Origin of the sequence: Mycobacterium paraintracellulare, assembly GCF_000276825.1 — a bacterium.
GTDB classification, from domain to species: Bacteria; Actinomycetota; Actinomycetes; order Mycobacteriales; family Mycobacteriaceae; genus Mycobacterium; species Mycobacterium intracellulare.
On sequence record NC_016948.1, the window covers coordinates 3012486 to 3030927 of the forward strand.

Annotated in this window: 17 protein-coding genes; 11 read left to right on the plus strand and 6 right to left on the minus strand. The window is 65.5% G+C overall.

Translation table 11 applies throughout. The annotated features are described in order from the left end of the window. Window positions 1-68: 68 nt before the first annotated feature. The 5 genes from OCQ_RS13870 to OCQ_RS13890 all read right to left on the minus strand — a co-directional run bounded on the left by OCQ_RS13870 (window position 69) and on the right by OCQ_RS13890 (window position 4976). Window positions 69-1181 carry an LLM class flavin-dependent oxidoreductase gene (locus tag OCQ_RS13870; protein ID WP_014384948.1) on the minus strand — a complete coding sequence of 371 codons (1113 nt, stop codon included), beginning with the start codon at window positions 1179-1181 and terminating at the stop codon, window positions 69-71. Further along, the gene (locus OCQ_RS13875) at window positions 1178-1948 is read right to left on the minus strand and encodes an aldolase/citrate lyase family protein (RefSeq protein WP_041785004.1); all 771 of its coding nucleotides are present in this window, start codon (window positions 1946-1948) and stop codon (window positions 1178-1180) included. Before OCQ_RS13875 ends, OCQ_RS13870 begins: the two co-directional genes overlap by 4 nt. Further along, window positions 1945-2766, minus strand: a complete 822-nt coding sequence (gene hpaH, locus OCQ_RS13880) for a 2-oxo-hept-4-ene-1,7-dioate hydratase (RefSeq protein ID WP_014384950.1) — start codon at window positions 2764-2766, stop codon at window positions 1945-1947. Before hpaH ends, OCQ_RS13875 begins: the two co-directional genes overlap by 4 nt. 28 nt (window positions 2767-2794) lie before the next feature. Further along, complete coding sequence (locus OCQ_RS13885; RefSeq protein WP_139826539.1) at window positions 2795-3643, minus strand: alpha/beta fold hydrolase; 849 nt, start codon at window positions 3641-3643, stop codon at window positions 2795-2797. A 121-nt stretch (window positions 3644-3764) separates the two neighbouring features. Next, the gene (locus OCQ_RS13890; protein WP_014384952.1) at window positions 3765-4976 is read right to left on the minus strand and encodes an RNA-guided endonuclease InsQ/TnpB family protein; all 1212 of its coding nucleotides are present in this window, start codon (window positions 4974-4976) and stop codon (window positions 3765-3767) included. 436 nt (window positions 4977-5412) lie between these two features. Between OCQ_RS13890 and OCQ_RS13895 the strand changes: the two genes are divergently transcribed. Genes OCQ_RS13895 through OCQ_RS13940 form a run of 10 tightly spaced genes read left to right on the plus strand, consistent with a single transcriptional unit; the run spans window position 5413 to window position 15427 of the window. Continuing rightward, window positions 5413-5658, plus strand: coding sequence for a hypothetical protein (locus OCQ_RS13895; protein WP_041785005.1), 246 nt, complete (start codon window positions 5413-5415; stop codon window positions 5656-5658). Window positions 5659-5690: 32 nt separating this feature from the next. Beyond that, window positions 5691-6809 carry a thiolase family protein gene (locus OCQ_RS13900; protein WP_041785632.1) on the plus strand — a complete coding sequence of 373 codons (1119 nt, stop codon included), beginning with the start codon at window positions 5691-5693 and terminating at the stop codon, window positions 6807-6809. Then, window positions 6806-7264 carry a Zn-ribbon domain-containing OB-fold protein gene (locus tag OCQ_RS13905; RefSeq protein ID WP_014384955.1) on the plus strand — a complete coding sequence of 153 codons (459 nt, stop codon included), beginning with the start codon at window positions 6806-6808 and terminating at the stop codon, window positions 7262-7264. Before OCQ_RS13900 ends, OCQ_RS13905 begins: the two co-directional genes overlap by 4 nt. Next, a complete protein-coding gene (locus OCQ_RS13910) occupies window positions 7261-8556 on the plus strand; it encodes an aromatic ring-hydroxylating oxygenase subunit alpha (RefSeq protein WP_014384956.1) in 1296 nt (431 codons plus the stop codon). Before OCQ_RS13905 ends, OCQ_RS13910 begins: the two co-directional genes overlap by 4 nt. Next, window positions 8553-9083, plus strand: coding sequence for an aromatic-ring-hydroxylating dioxygenase subunit beta (locus OCQ_RS13915; protein WP_014384957.1), 531 nt, complete (start codon window positions 8553-8555; stop codon window positions 9081-9083). Before OCQ_RS13910 ends, OCQ_RS13915 begins: the two co-directional genes overlap by 4 nt. A gap of 13 nt (window positions 9084-9096) precedes the next feature. After that, window positions 9097-10650: a class I adenylate-forming enzyme family protein gene (locus OCQ_RS13920; protein ID WP_179960076.1), complete on the plus strand. Its 1554-nt coding sequence runs from the start codon at window positions 9097-9099 to the stop codon at window positions 10648-10650. 7 nt (window positions 10651-10657) lie between these two features. After that, complete coding sequence (locus tag OCQ_RS13925) at window positions 10658-11443, plus strand: enoyl-CoA hydratase/isomerase family protein (protein WP_014384959.1); 786 nt, start codon at window positions 10658-10660, stop codon at window positions 11441-11443. Between the two features lie 11 nt (window positions 11444-11454). Next, on the plus strand, window positions 11455-12939 hold the full coding sequence (locus OCQ_RS13930; RefSeq protein ID WP_014384960.1) for an aldehyde dehydrogenase: 1485 nt from the start codon (window positions 11455-11457) through the stop codon (window positions 12937-12939). Between the two features lie 52 nt (window positions 12940-12991). Beyond that, entirely contained in the window at window positions 12992-14173 is a 1182-nt protein-coding gene (locus OCQ_RS13935) for an acyl-CoA dehydrogenase family protein (protein WP_014384961.1), read from the plus strand. 24 nt (window positions 14174-14197) lie between these two features. Then, entirely contained in the window at window positions 14198-15427 is a 1230-nt protein-coding gene (locus OCQ_RS13940; protein WP_014384962.1) for a CaiB/BaiF CoA transferase family protein, read from the plus strand. Between the two features lie 259 nt (window positions 15428-15686). Here the strand turns inward: OCQ_RS13940 and OCQ_RS13945 are convergent, their stop codons facing one another. Further along, window positions 15687-16715 carry a CaiB/BaiF CoA transferase family protein gene (locus OCQ_RS13945; protein WP_080588019.1) on the minus strand — a complete coding sequence of 343 codons (1029 nt, stop codon included), beginning with the start codon at window positions 16713-16715 and terminating at the stop codon, window positions 15687-15689. A 193-nt stretch (window positions 16716-16908) separates the two neighbouring features. Between OCQ_RS13945 and OCQ_RS13955 the strand changes: the two genes are divergently transcribed. Further along, window positions 16909-18105 carry a CaiB/BaiF CoA transferase family protein gene (locus tag OCQ_RS13955; RefSeq protein ID WP_014384964.1) on the plus strand — a complete coding sequence of 399 codons (1197 nt, stop codon included), beginning with the start codon at window positions 16909-16911 and terminating at the stop codon, window positions 18103-18105. Window positions 18106-18442 lie beyond the last annotated feature (337 nt).

Genomic DNA, 18442 nt, shown 5'->3' on the forward strand with positions numbered 1-18442 from the left:
CGATCAGCATGCGCGTTGGAACTGCAGTCGATAGACGCCCACACGAGTGACACTCAAGTCAGAATTATCTACGTTCGCGCCATCGGGCGTTTGCCTGCAGCTTCGGCGATCGCCGCGAACACCTCCAAGTTCTCAGGGACCGGTTCAGGCGTCATTTCGGGTCCATAGCGGACTACGAGCCCCGTCAGCCCGCAGTCCAGCCAGGGTTCGACACGCGTGCGGATCCGGGAGACCGGACCAACCAGCCAGCCCTCGTCGATGTATTCGTCCGGCACCGCGTCCAGGGCCTCCTGCCAAAGCGCACCCTCCAGCAATGTGCCGCCGGCCTGTACTCGCGCTTCGGCCTCGACGGCGTCCACGTCGGCGAGCATGTCGGCGAGCCGCTGCGCGAGCTCGGAATAGCCCCGCGCCTCCATGAACGGCCGCAACATCGCCGACCAGGTGACGACGAACTCCTTGAAGGGGTGCATGGCCGCTCGCACGTCGTCGTCGACGAGCACGTCGACGTGGGCCCAGATCGCGAAGTCATGGAGGCCCTTGCCGTCGTTCCTGCGATCGAAACCGCGTAGAAGCAGTGGCACAACGGCGGGCAACATGCCGGGGGTGAATGCCGGCGGAAACCACCCGTCAGCCACTTCGGCAGCCAGACTGACCATTTCGGGTCCCGCCGCCGCCATCAGGATCGGAAGCTCGGCCAAGACGTCCAGTCCGACGGCGACCGGCGCAACACCAGTGGCGTCCTGCCCTCGGTAAGGTGCTGACCACTCGGTGCCCTCGTGCTCGATGGTGTCGCCCCTCAACGCCTGTCGCAGGATCGAGACGTAGTCCCGCATCCGCCGCGTAGGGCTTCCCCACTTCCGGCCGTAGAAGCCCTCCGCGGCAACCGGACTGGAACTGCCGAGCCCGATCATCACGCGTCCACCACCGGCGAGGTGGTCGACGGTCTGGAATGCCATCGCCGCCAATGCTGGAGGTCGGCTGGTCACCTGGGCGATGCGGGTACCGAGCTTCAATCTCGAGGTGTGTCCGGCAATGTACCCCAGCGGGACGAGCCCTTCGGATCCATAGCCTTCCGCCGTGAACACCGCGTCATAGCCGAGTTCCTCGGAGTACCGAATGCGTTCCAGGGGAACGCTGAACCGGCGGTCGTGCCAGCGAACTTCGGTGGCGAGCTCGATCATGAACGTGATTGCTTGTACTCGTCCACCAGCTTCTCGGCGCCGCGGGCCAGCAGGGCCACGTCGGCGCCGACCAGAACGAAACTGGCCCCCGCTGCGAGGTATCGCTGCGCGATCGTCTTGTTGAAGGCGTTGACTCCTGCGCTCTTTCCGTGCTTCACGATGGTCGCCAGCGCGGTCTCGATGGTGCTCACTACGTCGGAATGCTCCGGCTGCCCGAGCTTGCCCATCGAGGCCGCCAGGTCTGCGGGCCCGATGAACACGGCGTCCACGCCGTCGACGTCGGCGATGTCACCCAGATGCGCCAGACCGGACAGCGACTCCACCTGAACCGTCAGCGACACCGATGCATCGGCGGTGGCCAGATAGTCGGAGATGCGGTTCCACCGGGATGCCCGGGCGAGCGCGCTCCCGACGCCGCGGATGCCCGCCGGCGGGTAGCGGGTGGCGGCCACCGCCCTAGCGGCCGCGCTCGCATCATCGACCATCGGGACGATGAGATTCTGCGCGCCGATGTCGAGCAGTCGCTTGATGGATACCGGGTCGGCGGATGGCGGGCGCACCAGCACGTCGACGTCGGGGTATCCCGCGAGCACTTGCAATTGTTCGAGTGTGGTGCTCAGCTCGTTGGGCGCGTGTTCCTGATCCAGGAGCACCCAGTCGATTCCGGATCCCGCGCAGACCTCGGTGACATAACCGCTGCCCGAGGCCAGCCACATGCCGATTCGCGGCGCTCCGGCTGCGATGCGCTCCGTCCATCGGTTTGTCACGAAGCCTCGCGATCAAAGGAGACCGTCACCGTGCCGAGCGGTCCGTAGTCCGCGACGAAGGTGTCCCCCGGCTCGGCGAACACCGGTTTGGTGAACGAGCCCGACAGGATCACCTCGCCGGGGTGCAGCGAAACCCCATGTGGGGCAAGCCGGTTCACAAGCCACGCGACGCCGTTGCCGGGGTGGTTGAGTACGGCCGCCGCCACCCCGGACTCCTCGATCACGCCGTTGCGCAGCAGTAACGCCGCAACCCAGCGCAGATCCACGTCCAGCGGCCGCACCACCCGCCCGCCCAAGACCAGACCGGCGTCGGCCGCGTTGTCGGCGATGGTGTCGACGATGGTGCGCAGGTGACCGGTCTCGGGGTCCGACATCTGCACCCTGGCGTCGAGGATCTCCAGCGCCGGGGTGACGAACTCGGTAGCCCGCAGCACGTCGAAGAGGGTGACGCCCGGCCCGCGGAGCTCCTCACCGAGGACGAACGCCAGCTCGACCTCGATGCGCGGCCGGATGAAGCGTCCGACCGGAACACGGCCGCCATCCTCGACGAACATGTCGTCGAACAGCGCGCCGTAGTCGGGTTCGTCGATCGACACGGCACGTTGCATCACCTTTGACGTTAGCCCGATCTTGCGGCCCTTGACCTCTCGCCCGTCGGCGACCTTGAGCGCGACGAGCGCCCGCTGGACCGCGTAGGCGTCCTCGATCGTCATGTCGGGATAGTCCAGCGACAGCTGCCGGATCGGCGCGCGGTTCTGCTCGGCCTCATACAGCCGACGTGCGATGTCCGCGAGCTCATTCTCGGCCGGCCTGGTCATGATCGGATGCGCTTCGCGCGAGCGCTCATCATCGCGTCAGGAACTCGACGGCTGCGGCATTGAACGACTCGGGGTCCTCGAAGTGCGGCCAGTGCCGCACTGTAGCCATCTCGAACACCTCGGAGTTCGGAATCAAATCGGCGATGGTGCGTGCGGTGTCCTGATACACGCCGTGATCCTTGCCGGAGGCCACGATCATCACAGGCGCGGTGATGCTGCGCCACTTGTCGTCGGGAATCAGGTTGCGGTTGCGCACCTTCTCGTCCTGAAGGATCAGCAGCCGATCGATGGTGTTGCGAGTGTCCTCGCGCCGATATACCGCTTGGCGTAAGCCGATCAGGTCGGGCAGTCGATTGCTCTCGTCAGCAATCAGATGTGCGAACACGGCGTGCAAGGACTCCCACGTCGGCTCGTTGACCGCCTTGGTCCGTTCCGCCCGGATGCGCGCCATGTTCGACGCCGACGCCTCGCGGCCGGCCGGCGACATCAGGATCACCTTGTCCACCCGATCGGGATGACCGACGGTCACTGCAGACGCGACGAACGCCCCGAGGGACATGGCGACGAAGTTGGCCGATGTCATGCCGAAGTGGTCCATCACACCCAACACGTGTTCCACGTAGACGGCGATCTCGTAGTCGTAGTCCGGCTTGTCGGAGAATCCGTTTCCGACCATGTCGATGGCCACGCAATGGAAGTGCTCGGAGAGCGCGGCCAGGTTGGGTGCGAACGTCTCCCAGTGGCCGCCCGTGCCGTGCAGGAGGATCGCATGCGGCTTGTCCGGGCTGCCGGCCTCGACATATCGCGTGCGAACCACCGCGCCGTTGACCGGCACGTCGACGAATCCCTGCCGAAATTCCAGCTCCTTGAGATACATCCAGAGGCTCCGGTAGTTCTCGGTGTCCAGCCGGGTGACGCCGTCGGCGTCGGTCTTCTTCTCCGTTGCCTGCGATTGGTTGACGTGCTCCCCGCCATGAACGGCGGGGATTCCCGTACGGCTAGGCCGCTGTTGGGGTGCTTCCTGATTCATCGCCCTGTGCCTCCCGAGTTGCAGGAGGACTTATCGGGGCTCCAAAAGCGTTTAGTCTCTCCGCCCGCCCGGCGGCGAGAATGACTTTGGCGGCGTTGTGGTCGCGATCGTGGACCGCCCGGCACGCCGGGCACGTCCACTGCCGGACCTGTAGCGGGAGTTCGTCGAGCCGATGCCCACACTCCGAGCATGTCTTGCTCGATGCCAACCACCGCGACACCGTGTGCACGGTGCGCCCGTAGCGGTCGGCCTTCTCGCCGATGATCCGCACGAACTGGCCCCAGCCCGCGTCCGAGATCGCGCGGGCCAGTCGGCGATTTTTGACCATGCCCACAATGTTGAGGTCCTCGACGTGGATCACTTGGTTCTCGCGAACCAACGCCAAAGCCTGCTTGTGGTGATAGTCCCGCCGAGTACGCGCCACCTCGTTGTGTGCGACCGCGACTTTGCGCCGCGTCTTGTCCCTGTTTGCTGATCCTTTCTGCCGGCGGGACTTCTCCCGCTCCAACCGCGCCAGCTTGCGCAGCTTGCGACCCAAATGCTTCGGATTCGCCACATCCGTACGCACACAATCTGTCGCGGCGATGGTCGCCAACCGCGTGATCCCCACGTCGATCCCGGCCTCCCGCTGCACCGGCGGCAACGGTGACGCCGGCACGTCGACGACGAAACTGGCGTAGAAGCGCCCATCCGGCTCGCGGATGATCGTGACCGATGACGGGTCGCTCGGCAGATCTCGCGACCAGCGCACCGGCACCTCGCCCACTTTCGCCACAAACAGCCGACCATTGGGCCGTACGGAAAATCCGTTGCGGGTGAGCCGAAACGACTGCCGATGATCCTTGCGCGACTTCATGCGTGGTCGGCCCACCTTGCGGCCGCTGCGTTTCCCGCTGATTGAGTCGAAGAAGTAGCGCCACGCCCGGCGGGAGTCGTTGACCGACTGAACCAACGCCACACTGGGCACCTCGCACAGCCACCCTCGCGCCTCTGTGCTCTTCGCAACGGTAATGACGCGGCGCTGAATCTCGCTGTCCGACAGTTTGATCCCGGCCTGATAGGCCTCGTCGCGCAGGCGCAGTGCGTCGTTGAACACCACCCGGCAACACCCGAACACCCGCGACAGCATCGACTGCTGGGCTGGTGTCGGTTCGATGCGGTACCGGTAGCGCATCTGCATGATCCGACCCTAAGCCCGCGCACTGACAACCCAGACCTATCGCCGCGCCCGCATGCACGGCCACCTCTGGTCGCCGTCCTACTTCACCGTCTCCTAAGGCGGCGCACCTCTGTCCATCACCGAGCAGTACATCGAGAAACAAACCCGCCCACTCTGAACGCCGGGCTACGTCCGGCGATACGCACGACGGGCTAACCCCAGACTGATGTACAAGGTTTGGGCCCAAAGATCCGGTCATATTGCCCCTTCTTACCCTTGTTTCTGACAGCAATGTCAACTTACGCCACCGGCGTTCTACGTGTCCAGATATGGTCGCATAGTCGATATGTTCGCATGTAGAGAAACACTTATGCCCTCCTGAGGATATCCAATCATGTGGCTACCGCTTGGCCGCCTTCCATTGATTCTGACAGTCATATGCGGTAAAACTGGGCAGGTGGACACTCCGTCGGGACGTCGCGTGCTCGCCGAGCTGGTGAACGAGTTCGCGGCCGTGCGGGTGTCGCTGGACGTCAGCGGCAATGGCCCGCGCCTGCTCGTCGAGGATCTCGAGGGCGGCGAGCACGTGTTTCTGTGTCCGCTGGAGCTGGCCAGCTTCACCTTGGCTACGCCCGAAGACCGCGAGGAGTGGCTGCGCGTCGGCAACTACCGGGGTGAACGTCGACCCAGGGAAGCGCCGTGAGCGCCTCGGCCGTCGACCTGGTCGGCTTGGGCATGACCGAGATGTCGCTTCGCCCCGGCGCCGCGCCCCTCGAATTGGCCGCAAGGGCAAGCACGGCCGCACTGGCCGACGCCGGAATCGGGCGTGCCGATGTCGACGGGCTTCTGGTCGGCTCCTCGCAGGGCATTCGGCCGGACCGGCTGGGTGTCGGATTCGCCGCGCAGGGCGGCTTCTCGGACCTGCGCCTCCTCGAGCACGTCGAGATCAAGGGCGCGACGACCATCGCCATGATCCAGCGTGCGCGCCACGCGATCACCACGGGTGAGGCGTCCACCGTGCTGTGCGTCTTCGCCGACGCGCCGCTGGTCGCCGACCGGGGTGCGGGATCGACCTACGCCCACAGTGGGGGCAACTCAGGCGTGCGCGGGCTTGAGCGTGCGTCAGGTCTGCTCGGGTCGGTGCCGACGTACGCGCTGATGGCGCAACGGTGGCTGCACGTGACGGGCACCACCCCCGATGCACTGCGCTCCGTGGCCACCACGGCGCGCGGATGGGCGCGGGGCAATCCCGATGCCGTCAACCGCGAACCGCTCGACGACGCCGGCTACGACGCGAGTCCGATGATCTCGGAGCCGTTGCGGCTGCTGGACTGCGCCCGGCCAGTGAACGGCGCGGTCGCGGTGGTGCTGACCGGCCGCAGTTCGGTTGGCACCCAACGACTTCGCATCCGCGGCACTGGCCGCCACCATCCGGTACGGCGACGGCGTGCAGGCGCCGAGTCGTGGTTCGGGGGCGGCGGCCGGGCCGTGGACGACGCGCTCGAGCAAGCCGGCATGCAACGGTCGGACCTCGACGTCGCCGAGCTCTACGACCCGTTTTCGATCGTGACCTTGATGCTGCTCGATGAGTACCGGCTCACCGGCGAGGTACCGGCCGGCGCCTTCGTGCGCGACGGCCACACCGGCCGGGGTGGCACGCTGCCCACGAATACGGGTGGCGGGCAGCTCTCCGGCTTCTATCTGCAGGGCATGACGCCGCTGGCCGAAGCGGTGATCCAGCTGCGCGGTACAGGCGGCGACCGCCAGATTCCGGCCGCAACGGTCGCACTGGTCGGCGGCATCGGCGGCCGTGTCGACCACCACGCTGCGCTGGTATTGGAGCGGGCGACATGAGTGCTGCCGTCAAGCCCGCCGCGCAAGTAGTCCACGACTGGCTGCTCGACCCTTCGCTGGCGCCGCAGACCGCCGGCGACCGGTTGGCACCGCTCTACGAAGCGGCAGCCCGCGGCGAGCTCGCCCTGCCCTTCTGCGCGGGATGTGCTCAGCCGCTCGACCTTGAACAGGAAGTCTGCGACTCCTGCGGATCCGCCGAATGTGGCTGGCGCACTGTGGAATTGCATGGCACCGTTCATTCGGCCACCTTGATGCACCGGCGCGAGCCCGGCTTGGTGCGTGCGCAACGGCCCTACCCCATCGTCGACGTCGAACTTTCGAGTGGCCACCGCTTGGTGATGACCACCGCACTCCCCGCGGACACGGCTCCGACCATCGGCACCGTGGTTCACATCGGCTTTCGCCGGCTCGGCGACATTGCAATTCCAGCCATTGACATTTTGGAGGACGAGTGACGACACTCGAATCAGCCCCGCCCCTTGACGAGTTCGACGTCAGCAAGATCATCCGGAGTGACCGAGTACACGGGTCGGTCTACACCTCGGCCGAAATCTTCCGCCGGGAAATGGACACCATCTTCAAGACCGGCTGGGTCTTCGTTGCGCACGAAAGCGAGGTGAGTGAACGGGGCGACTACCTCACCCGGATGATCGGGTATGACCCCGTCGTCGTGGTGCGCGGCAAGGACGGCGTCGTGCGGGTGGTGCTCAACCGATGCACCCACCGCGCGAACAAGCTGTGCAACGCGGAAAAGGGCAACGCCAACTCGTTCCGGTGCCCGTACCACGGCTGGACATTCAATAACACTGGTGCGCTGCAAGGTGTTCCGATGCGGGAAGGGTATGGGAAGGCCTTCAACGAGATCCGCTCCGAACTTGGTCTTGCCCAGGCTCCACGGGTCGACAGTTACGGCGGCTTCGTCTTCGCCTCGCTTGCGGCTGAGGGTATCTCGCTGCGCGAGCACCTCGGCAACGCGACACATGCCATCGATCGACTGCTCAACCTGTCCCCGAACCGTGAGATCGACTTGCGGGCCAACTGGATGAAGCACCTGCACCACGCCAACTGGAAGATGGTGGTGGAGAACAATGTCGACGGCTACCACGCGCTCTTCACGCATGCCTCGGTATACGACGCCATCAAGCCCGCCAAGGTGTCACACGTACCGACCAAGGTCGACGTGCTGGTCCGCGACCTCGGAAACGGCCACTCTGAGATCGACTACAGCGACGAATACCGCAAGCTCGACGAGGAATTCGTCTGGTACGGCCGGATCCCGCGGGCGAAGCTGGCCTCCTACGTCGAGACATTGGAGCAGGCCTACGGTCCCGAGCAGGCACACGACGCCCTCGTGGTGGGTCCACCCCACACGCTGATCTGGCCCAACCTGTTCTTGGCGGAGATGAACGTCATGTTCGTCGAGCCACAGGCCCCCGACCGCACCGTGGCCTACACCACCGCGGTATTGATACCTGGTCAGGACGCGTTAAACGAACGCACGCTGCGGCGCTCCGAGGGGGCGATGGGTCCGGCGGGGTTCCTCATCGCCGACGACGGCGAGATCGGCATGCGCAACCAGGCCGGCCTGGCCGCCGAACTGCCGGAATGGCTCGTACTGGCGCGCGGTAGCGAAAACGACGTGCACGACAAGACCGGAATCATCAACCGGGACAAGAGCGCTGAGACGCCACAGCGCGGGTTCTATTCCCAGTGGGCGGCCGTCGTCGGTGGAGGGGCGGGAGCGTGACAGTCAACGCTCAGTCGGAACAGCCGGCGCCCCAGACCCGCCCGACGCTGCGGCCACTGCCCGATGCCGACATCCTGTCCTTCTTGTATCTGGAGGCTCGACTCGCCGACGAAGGCCGGTACTCCGAGTGGGAAGCACTGTGGGCGGATGATGACGACACCGTCGAGTATCGGGTGCCCATGCACCCCGATGACGACCCGCGGACCACGCTGGCCTACATCAACGACAACCGGCGGCGCATCAAGAGCCGCGTCGCTCAGCTCAACACCGGCAACCGGCACTCCCAAACGCCGCCGTCGGTAATGCGGCGCATCATCTCCAACAGTGAGGTGATTGAGGATGCCGACGGTCTGATTACGGTCGAATCCAACTTCTCGCTGTTTGAATACCGTATCCGCCAACGTTTCTGGGCCGGCCGCGTCCGCCACACGGTCAGGCGAACACCGGGCGGCCCACGGCTGGTCCGCAAGGTCGTGCACCTGGTCGACGCGGGCGGAGCCGTCGATACGTTGGCATTCCTGATATGAGGTTGTGCAACTGATGCTTATCGGTGATATCGCCACCAACAACGCCCGCCGCTACCCGGACAAGCGCGCCCTGGTCGACGCCGACCGGGTGCACACCTGGGCCCAGGTCGACGAGCGGGCCCGGCGGTTGGCCGGCTTCCTCGCCGAGCGTGGGCTGGAACCCGGCGACCGCGTAATGGTGATCGCGCGCAACTGCATCGAATGGCCGGAGATCTCGTTCGGGCTCGCCAAGGCCGGGTTGATCGCCGTGCCGGTGAACATCCGGCTGGCGCCCGACGAAGTGGCCCACGCCCGCGACGACTGCGGCGCGAGCGCGGTGATCATCCACGCCGATCACCTCGACAAATTCCTCGGCGAACTGAGCGGGCTGGGGCTGGTTTTGGGCATCGGCGCCCAATCGCAAAAAGGCCTCAGCGAGTTGGTCACCGACTACGAGACGGCACTGGCGCAAGCCCAGCCGAGCGCTGGGCGCGGCGACATCTCGCCGGACGACATCGCCGTCATCCTCTACACCAGCGGCACCACCGGTCGCGCCAAGGGTGTAATGCACACCCACCGCGGGCTGCTTTATCAGGCGGCGGACACCAACCTGGTGACCGAGGCCAACCGGTCCGACGTCATGCTGGCCACCACCCCGTTCTTCACCGCGGGTGGCATGGTGCGCACCGTGTCCTGGCTCTACCTGGGTCAGACCATGGTGATCCACCAACGCTTCGATCCGCAGGCGGTCATCGACGAGATCGAACGCAGCGCGATCACCTTCACCACGTTCATCCCGACGATGCTGCACCGCACGTTGGCGATCCTGGAAGACGGTCCCCCACGGGACATGTCGAGCCTGCGGCGAATCTCCTACGGTTCGGCGCCCGTGCCGCCAGGCCTGGCACGCAAGGCAATGGACCTGCTCGGCTGCGACCTACAGCAGCGGTACGGACTGACCGAATGCGGCGGGCAGGCAACCATTCTCACGCCGCAGGACCACCGCGACATCGTTGCGGGCAGGACGTCCATCGCCACGTCGTGCGGCCAGGAGACACCGATGTGCGCGATTCGCGTCATCGACGCCGACGGCAGCGACGCCCCCACCGGCGAAGTCGGCGAGATCGTCATCGTCAGTCCCGCCAACTCCGTCGGCTATTGGAAGCTACCCGAGAAGACTGCCGAGACGTTCCAGTCCGACGGGCTGCGTACCGGCGATCTGGGCTACCTGGACGCCGACGGCTACCTCCACATCACCGGCCGCCGCACAGACCTCATCATCTCCGGCGGTTTCAACGTCTACCCCGCCGAGATCGAGCGGGTCATCGCGCAGCACACCGACGTGGACATGGTTGCGGTGGTAGGCGTGCCGGACCCGGAATGGGGCGAGACCCCGGTGGCCGTCGTCATTGCGAAATCCCACGTCGACGACACCGATGCGCTGACCCGCGAGCTCACCTCGCTGTGCCGCGAGAAGTTGGCCGGCTACAAGCAACCGCGTCGTTTCGAATACCGCGAGGAATTCCCGCTCGGCCCGGCCGGAAAGATCCTCAAACGCGAGATCGCTAACCAAGTTATACAGGTATGATCGACCCGTGACTGACCTGGGGAACCTGCACACCATCGAGTTCGAAGTGTCCGATCACGTAGCCACGGTGTCGTTGAACCGACCTGATCGGATGAACAGCTTCACCGAGCAGATGGCAGACGAGTTAGCTGCGGTATGGGCCCGGGTGCGCGACGACAACGACATCCATGTCGCGGTGCTCCGCGCGAATGGCGAGCGAGCTTTCTGTACCGGCATCGACGTGTCCGAAGGAACCTGGTGGAAGCACAAGTCGATCTTCAACCAGGAAGACCCCGGAGAACTGCTGGGACCGAAGGCCCACCGGGTGTGGAAGCCGGTGATCGCGGCGCTGCACGGCATCGTGGCGGGCGGCGCGATGTACTTCGTCAACGAATGCGACTTCTCCATCTGCAGCGAGACGGCCACCTTCTTCGATCCGCATGCCAATGCCGGGATCGTCTCGGCACTGGAACCGATGGGCATGCTCGCCCTCGGCGTGCCCTACGGCGAGGTGATGCGGTGGGCCCTCCTTGGCAGCGAGGAACGAATGTCGGCACAAACCGCACTGCGGATTGGCATTGTGACCGAAGTAGTCCCAGACGATCAGTTGCGTTCGCGGGCAACCGAATTGGCGAGTGAGATCGCCGCACGGCGGCCCTTGGGGGTTCAGGGCACGGTCCGCGCCATGTGGGAGGCTCGCGACCTGCCGCCCAGCGCCGCCGCACGACACGGCAAGTTCTACACGGATTTGGGCAACGCCGGCGCGGGGCGGACCGACTCGCGCGCCAACAAGAAAGCGCCGCGCACCCGATAGGAGGGGTCGATATGACCACGACTGAGCAATTGGTGCAGTTCGACTTGCTGATCGGCGGCGAGCAGACCGCCGCCGCATCGGGAGCCACCTACGACAGCGTCGACCCGTTCACGGGCAGCCCGTGGGCGCGCGTGCCCGACGGCGGGGCCGCGGACGTCGACCGCGCAGTGGCCGCCGCCCGCGCGGCGCTGGACGGCCAGTGGGGGCAGTTGACCGCTACTTCGCGCGGCAAGCTGTTGTGGCGGTTGGGCGAAGTCATCGCGCGTGAGGCCGAGAACCTGGCCGAGTTGGAGGTCCGCGACGGCGGCAAGCTGACCCGGGAGATGGTCGGCCAGATGAAGGCGTTGCCGGACTACTACTTCTACTACGCCGGGCTGGCCGACAAGCTGCAAGGCGAGGTCGTTCCGGTCGACAAGCCGAACTTCTTCGTCTACACCCGTCACGAGCCGGTCGGCGTGGTCGGTGCGATCACCCCGTGGAACTCGCCGCTGCTGCTGCTGACCTGGAAGCTCGCCGCAGGGCTGGCGGCAGGGTGCACCTTCGTCGTCAAACCCAGTGACCACACGCCGACGTCGACGCTGGCGTTCGCAAAGCTGTTCGCCGAGGCCGGCTTTCCGCCCGGCGTCATCAACGTCGTCACCGGCTGGGGCCCGGAGACCGGCGCCGCCCTTGCCTCGCACCCCGGCGTCGACAAGGTTGCGTTCACCGGTTCGACGGCCACCGGAATTCACGTCGGCAAGGCGGCGATTGCCAACATGACTCGATTCACCCTGGAGTTGGGCGGCAAGTCCGCACAGGTGGTGTTCGACGACGCCGACCTCGACGCTGCCGCCAACGGCGTCATCGCAGGCGTGTTCGCGGCCACCGGTCAGACATGCCTGGCGGGCTCGCGTCTTCTGGTCCACGAGAGCGTTGCCGACGCACTGGTCCAGCGCATCGTGGCCCGCGCGGCGACCATCAAGCTAGGCGACCCGAAGGACCCGGCGACCGAGATGGGCCCGGTGTCCAATCAGGCGCAGTACGAAAAAGTGCTGTCGCACTTCGCTTCTGCCCGCGAACAGGGCGCTACAGTGGCCTACGGCGGCGAGCCGGCGAACGACCTCGGCGGCTTCTTCGTCAAGCCGACGGTGCTGACCGGTGTGGATCCGTCGATGCGGGCTGTCACCGAAGAGGTCTTCGGACCCGTGCTCGCAGTGATGACGTTCGCAGATGAGGACGAAGCCGTGACTGCGGCGAATGCCACCGAGTTCGGATTGGCCGCAGGGGTGTGGACAAAGGACGTGCACCGTGCGCACCGGGTGGCCGCGAAGATGCGAGCAGGAACCGTGTGGGTCAACGCGTATCGCGTTGTTGCCCCGCATGTTCCATTCGGAGGTATCGGCTACAGCGGTATCGGCCGGGAGAACGGCATCGACGCCGTGAAGGACTTCACCGAAACCAAGGCCGTCTGGGTCGAACTATCCGGGGCGACCCGGGACCCGTTCACGCTCGGCTGAGCAATTGACCACCAGGAGAGACATATGACGATCGCCGCAGCGCGGAGCTGACATGCCTGAACTGCCGTCCGACGACACCGGCGCCTGGCAGCTGCCCGAGGAACTCGTGCTGCTGCGCGACACCGTGCGTCGCTTCATGGATGCGCACGTGCATCCCGTCGAGGAGAAGCTGGACCACGACACCGTCGGACTCCCCCGCGACCAGCTCGTCGCATTGCAGGCCAAGGCGCGCGAGCTCGGCCTGTGGGCGCTGCAGACGCCAGCGGAGTACGGCGGCGCCGGACTCAGCGTGCTCGGCCAAGTGGTGGTCGCCGAAGAAGCCGCGAAATGCCGTATGGGCGCGTTTTTTCCGGCTCTTGGGGCGTTCGGTGGCAACCCACCCAACATCATGTTCAAGGCCTCGCCCGACCAGTTCGCGAAGTACGCACAGCCGATCATCGACGGCACCATGAGCAAGGCGTACACCGCGATCACCGAGTCCTCCGGCGGATCTGACCCGGCGCGAGCCATCCAGCTCAAAGCGGTGCGGGACGGTTCGGGAGATGGGGGGTATGTGCTCAACGGCTCCAAGATGTGGATCTCCCATGCGCCCCAAGCCGACTGGGGCATCGTCTACGCGCGCACCGGCGAGGGTCGTAACGGAATCTCGGCCTTCATCCTCGAGAAGGACACCCCGGGAGTCACGTTCAGCCGTATCCCGGTCATGGCATCTTTCGCTCCATATGAACTGCACTTCGACAACGTCCGGATACCGGCCGACCATCTGGTCGGCGGGGAAGGTCAGGGCTTCGCGCTGGCCAGCGACTTCCTCGTGCACGGCCGCATCGTCTATGCCGCAGGCCCGATCGGCATCGCGCAATCCGCCTTGGACATGGCGTGCCAATGGGCGAAGGACCGCGACGTCTTCGGCGGCCGACTCGCCGACAAGCAAGGCATCCAATGGATGCTCGTGGAAAGCGAAGTGGAACTGCGCGCCGCGCGACTTCTGATGTACCAGGCGGCATGGAACGCCGATCTCGGCCGCAACGTCCGCGTCGACGCGTCGGTCGCAAAGATGTACGGCACCGAGGCCGCCTACAAGGTGCTCGACCGTTGCATCCAAATCCACGGGGCCCTCGGCATCTCCACCGAACTCCCGCTGGAACGCTGGTTCCGCGACCTGCGCGTCAAACGACTCGGCGAAGGCGCGACCGAGGTCCAACGCGAAGTCATCGCCCGGTCGTTAATCAGATAGGGATGTTGATCAGATAGGGATGTCATGCAGAAGCCGATGACAGGGGTGCGCGTCCTCGAGGTCGCACAGTTCACCTTCGTTCCCTCTGCGGGTGCGGTACTTGCCGACTGGGGTGCCGACGTCATCAAGATCGAGAATCCGGTGACCGGCGATGCGCAACGCGGAATGGTCACGGTCGCGGGGCGCTCCGCGACGGCGCCCGGTGTCTCGTTTTCGCCCATGGTCGAGGCACCCAATCGCGGCAAGCGCAGCGTTGGGCTGTCCCTCGCGCTGAACCAGACGAGACCGGTGTTCGAGGAACTCGTGCGACGCAGCGACGTCTTCCTGACCAACCTTCTTCCCCAGGCGCGGGCCAAACTTCGCATCGATGTCGACGAGATACGACGGATCAACCCGTCGATCGTTTACGTCGCGGGCAGCGGGTATGGCAGCGAAGGACCACACCGAGAGACGGGCGCGCACGATGCGACGGCGTTCTGGGCGCAGGCTGGCAACGCCGCCGGCGTCACGCCGAACGACTCGGAGGTGCCGGCGGGCATGCCTGCGGGCGCGTTCGGCGACAACATCGGCGGCATCACCATCGCGGGCGCGGTGGCCGCCGCCCTCTACGGCAGGCAAGCAACCGGGCAGACGTCCGTCATCGACGTGTCGCTACTGGCGGTCGGGGCGTGGGCCAACCAGTCCAGCGTTAACCTGGCCATGCTCTACGGCTGCCCGCTGCCGAAGATCGACCATCGCACCCAGGCGCCGGGCAACCCACTCACCGGTGCCTACCGATGCGCCGACGGACGCTTCATCCAGCTGTCGATGCTGCAGCCGACCCGCTACTGGGCTCCCATGTGCCGACTCTTCGGGCTCAGATCCGCAGCCCTCGACGAGCGGTTCGCCTCGCTGGAGTCGCTCGCAGCACACGCCGACGAGGCCACCGCGCTGCTCGCCGAAGCCATCGGTGCGCGGACTTTCGACGAATGCACGCAGCTGCTGCAACATCTACACGGTCAGTGGGCGCCGGTGCAGGACGCCTGGGAGGTCGCCAATGACGAGTCGATGATCGCCAACGGGCGCATCGCCGAGGTCCGGGACGCCCAGGGCAACGAACAGCGCCTGGTGGCCAACCCGGTGAAGTTCGACGAGGCGGCCGGGCATCTGACCCGGGCACCGATGTTCGCCGAACACACCGACGAGGTCTTGCGCGAGCTGGGCATGGACGACCACGAACTCATCGAGTTGAAGATCGAAGGGGCCATCACCTGAACTAACCGTTGCCGTCGGTAAAAGCACGTCGGCACAGAGCGCTCGATGTCAGCGAAAACGGAGTCCACCCACTGTCCGAACGTCGCGGACGGGAGGTTTCCAGGCGTACGGCCGCGACCCCGGGAGGCCCACCGCGAGGATACGTAATCCGGTGCCTGACAATATAATTCCGCGACGACGAGATCCCAGCAGTCGGCGGCGTGTTCACCGCCGTACCGGAACGAGGCGGGCAGAGGCGTGGTTGCAGAATCCTGTTCCGTCAGTCAGTCCAGACATCGTCCGCTGCTTCGGCGTGCCGGGGCGGCTCCGATGGCAGGGGCTGGGGAGTCCTGGAGAACTGGGGTGCCGGCGCAGGTTGCGTCACGCCGTCGATCTCGATGAACACGCCCCGCTCCGTTAGGTGCGGGTCGGCGACCGCCTCCGCCAGGGTCAATACCGGTGTCACGCACGCGTCGATGTTCGCGAAAAGCGCACTCCATTCGTCCCGCGTCCGCTGCGCGAACGTGTCTGACAGCAACGCGTGCATCGCGGGCCAGCCGGATTCGTCGCGCTGCGGACCGACGGTTTCGGGGTCGATGTCCAGAACCGCCAACATCTTGGCGAAGAACTCCGCCTCGAGCGCGCCGACGGCGACATAGGCGCCGTCTGCGCACTCGTAGGTGCGGTAGAACGGCGCCGAGCCGTCAAAGACGTTGGTGCCCCTGTCATCTGACCAACGGCCGTCGGCACGCATCGACCAGACGACCTGTGTAAGCTGGGCGGCTCCATTGACGATGGCGGCGTCGATCACCTGGCCGCGGCTCGAGGTCTGCCGCTCGACAAGGGCGGCCAGTACGCCGATGACGGCGGGCATCGATCCCCCGCCGTAATCACCGACCAGATTCAACGGCGGCACCGGGGGCTGTGAGGCGGGGCCGATCGCATGGAGCAATCCGGTGAGTCCGATGTAGTTGATGTCGTGGCCGGCCTCCAATGCACGTGGGCCGGTCTGTCCCCAGCCGGTCAATCGCAGGTACACCAGAGCAGGGTTGGTCGCGCAACAGACGTCCGGGCCCAGACCGAGACGCTCGGTCACACCCGGGCGAAATCCTTCGATCAGCACGTCGGCTCGATCGATGAGCCGACGGACCGCAGCGTGGTCGGCGGGATCCTTGAGGTTCGCCTCCACGACGCGACGCCCCCGCAGTTGCGGGTTTGCTCGTCCGGCGAGTTGACCGGGACGTTGAACCCTGATGACGTCGGCGCCCAGATCGGCGAGCACCATGGCTGCGTGCGGACCAGGCCCCATACCCGCCAGTTCGATGACCCGTGTGCCCGAGAGAGCGGCTGCCTGTGTCACCCCGCCACCATAGTCTATTCTGACATCTTGTACATATGCTCTATGCCGACTGTAATGCAATGACGACGTCAATTCATAGCTCCCTAGAAGACTATCTGACGCTTATGTCATCTCGTGGCGCGACCGGGCGAAAGGACTTCTGATGGGCCCGCTGTCCGGAGTCACTGTCGTAAGCCTTGAACAAGCCGTGGCAGCGCCGTACGCCACCCGGCAACTCGCCGATCTCGGCGCCAGGGTGATCAAAGTGGAGCGACCCGACGGCGGCGATTTCGCCCGCGGCTACGACCGCAGTGTGCACGGCGACTCCAGCTATTTCGTCTGGCTGAACCGAGGCAAGGAGTCTCTGACTCTCGATCTGAAAAGCACTGAGGGACAACGAATCCTGCGCCGACTACTGACCGGCTCAGACGTGTTGGTGCAGAACCTCGGACCGGGTGCGACTACCCGATTGGGGTTGGACGCCGCATCGCTGACCACCGAGTACCCGCGGCTCATCGTCTGCGACGTCACCGGGTACGGCGGCACCGGCCCGTGGCGAGACCGCAAGGCGTACGACCTACTGGTCCAGGCCGAAGCCGGGCTGCTGTCGGTCACCGGAACGGGCGACGACGTGGCGCGTACGGGCGTGTCGGTCGCCGACATCGCGGCAGGAATGTTCGCATATTCGGGCATTCTCACCGCGCTTTACGTGCGCGCCACTACCGGGGAGGTACGCCCGGTGTCGGTTTCGTTGTTCGAGTCACTCGTCGAATGGGTGGGCCAGCCCGCCTATTACGCGCACTACGGCGGCACAGCGCCCATGCGCACAGGTGCCAGACACGCGACCATTGCTCCATACGGCCCGTTCACCGCCGGAGATGGCGGCACGGTACTGCTCGCCGTTCAGAATCAACGGGAGTGGCGCCGGCTGTGTAACGGGGTATTGGTGATGCCGGAGCTGTGTGACGACACGCGCTTCGTGACGAACCCCGAACGGGTGAGCAACCGCGACGAATTGGAGGCGATCATCCACGCCGCGATCGCGCCGATGACGGCGGACGAGTTTGCGCAACGGCTCGAGGCCTCGGGCGTCGCGAATGCGCGCATGAATGACGTCGGCGATCTGTGGTCACATCCCGTACTCACCGGACGTGACCGCTGGCGGGAGGTCCGCACGCCGGGCGGGCCGATCGACGCGTTGTTGCCGCCGGCGACGTTGGCCGGGATCGAGCCACCGCTGGGTGATATTCCTGCGCTCGCTGAGCACAGCCGAAAGATCCTGCGAGAGTTGGGCTATACCGACGAGGCGATCTCGGATTTGGTCACGTCGGGCGTGACGACCGACGGATCGGACCGCTGACTACGGGCACCGCCGTCGGTGTAGATCGTCCGACCGGTCACAAAGCCACATTCGTCGGATGCAGGAATGCGATCAGCGCCCCTGTTTCATCGGGCTGTCGCTGCCGATCCAGCACTGCGTCGAAACCGAAGTCCTCACGCTACACCCGCTCGAGCGCGTCTTCGTAGGAGCAGGACGTTCACCATGCGCTCAGGATGCACTTCCGCCACCGTCCGATGAGCCGTCGCGTTGCACCTATGAGCCATATCTGACATTAGTGTCGTTCTACGCTGGGCGGCGTATTACCTAATAAACGCGCTATTTTCCCGCTCCTCTACGGACCTAGGCCAGAGACATA

Coding starts and splice junctions, on each gene's coding strand:
- OCQ_RS13890 (WP_014384952.1), bottom strand. CDS start 4,976: ATGCAGATGCGCTACCGGTACCGCATCGAACCGACACCAGCCCAGCAG.
- OCQ_RS13885 (WP_139826539.1), bottom strand. CDS start 3,643: ATGTATCTCAAGGAGCTGGAATTTCGGCAGGGATTCGTCGACGTGCCG.
- OCQ_RS13905 (WP_014384955.1), top strand. CDS start 6,806: ATGAGTGCTGCCGTCAAGCCCGCCGCGCAAGTAGTCCACGACTGGCTG.
- OCQ_RS13940 (WP_014384962.1), top strand. CDS start 14,198: ATGCAGAAGCCGATGACAGGGGTGCGCGTCCTCGAGGTCGCACAGTTC.
- OCQ_RS13935 (WP_014384961.1), top strand. CDS start 12,992: ATGCCTGAACTGCCGTCCGACGACACCGGCGCCTGGCAGCTGCCCGAG.
- OCQ_RS13920 (WP_179960076.1), top strand. CDS start 9,097: ATGCTTATCGGTGATATCGCCACCAACAACGCCCGCCGCTACCCGGAC.
- hpaH (WP_014384950.1), bottom strand. CDS start 2,766: ATGACCAGGCCGGCCGAGAATGAGCTCGCGGACATCGCACGTCGGCTG.
- OCQ_RS13945 (WP_080588019.1), bottom strand. CDS start 16,715: ATGGGGCCTGGTCCGCACGCAGCCATGGTGCTCGCCGATCTGGGCGCC.
- OCQ_RS13930 (WP_014384960.1), top strand. CDS start 11,455: ATGACCACGACTGAGCAATTGGTGCAGTTCGACTTGCTGATCGGCGGC.
- OCQ_RS13870 (WP_014384948.1), bottom strand. CDS start 1,181: ATGATCGAGCTCGCCACCGAAGTTCGCTGGCACGACCGCCGGTTCAGC.
- OCQ_RS13900 (WP_041785632.1), top strand. CDS start 5,691: ATGACCGAGATGTCGCTTCGCCCCGGCGCCGCGCCCCTCGAATTGGCC.
- OCQ_RS13955 (WP_014384964.1), top strand. CDS start 16,909: ATGGGCCCGCTGTCCGGAGTCACTGTCGTAAGCCTTGAACAAGCCGTG.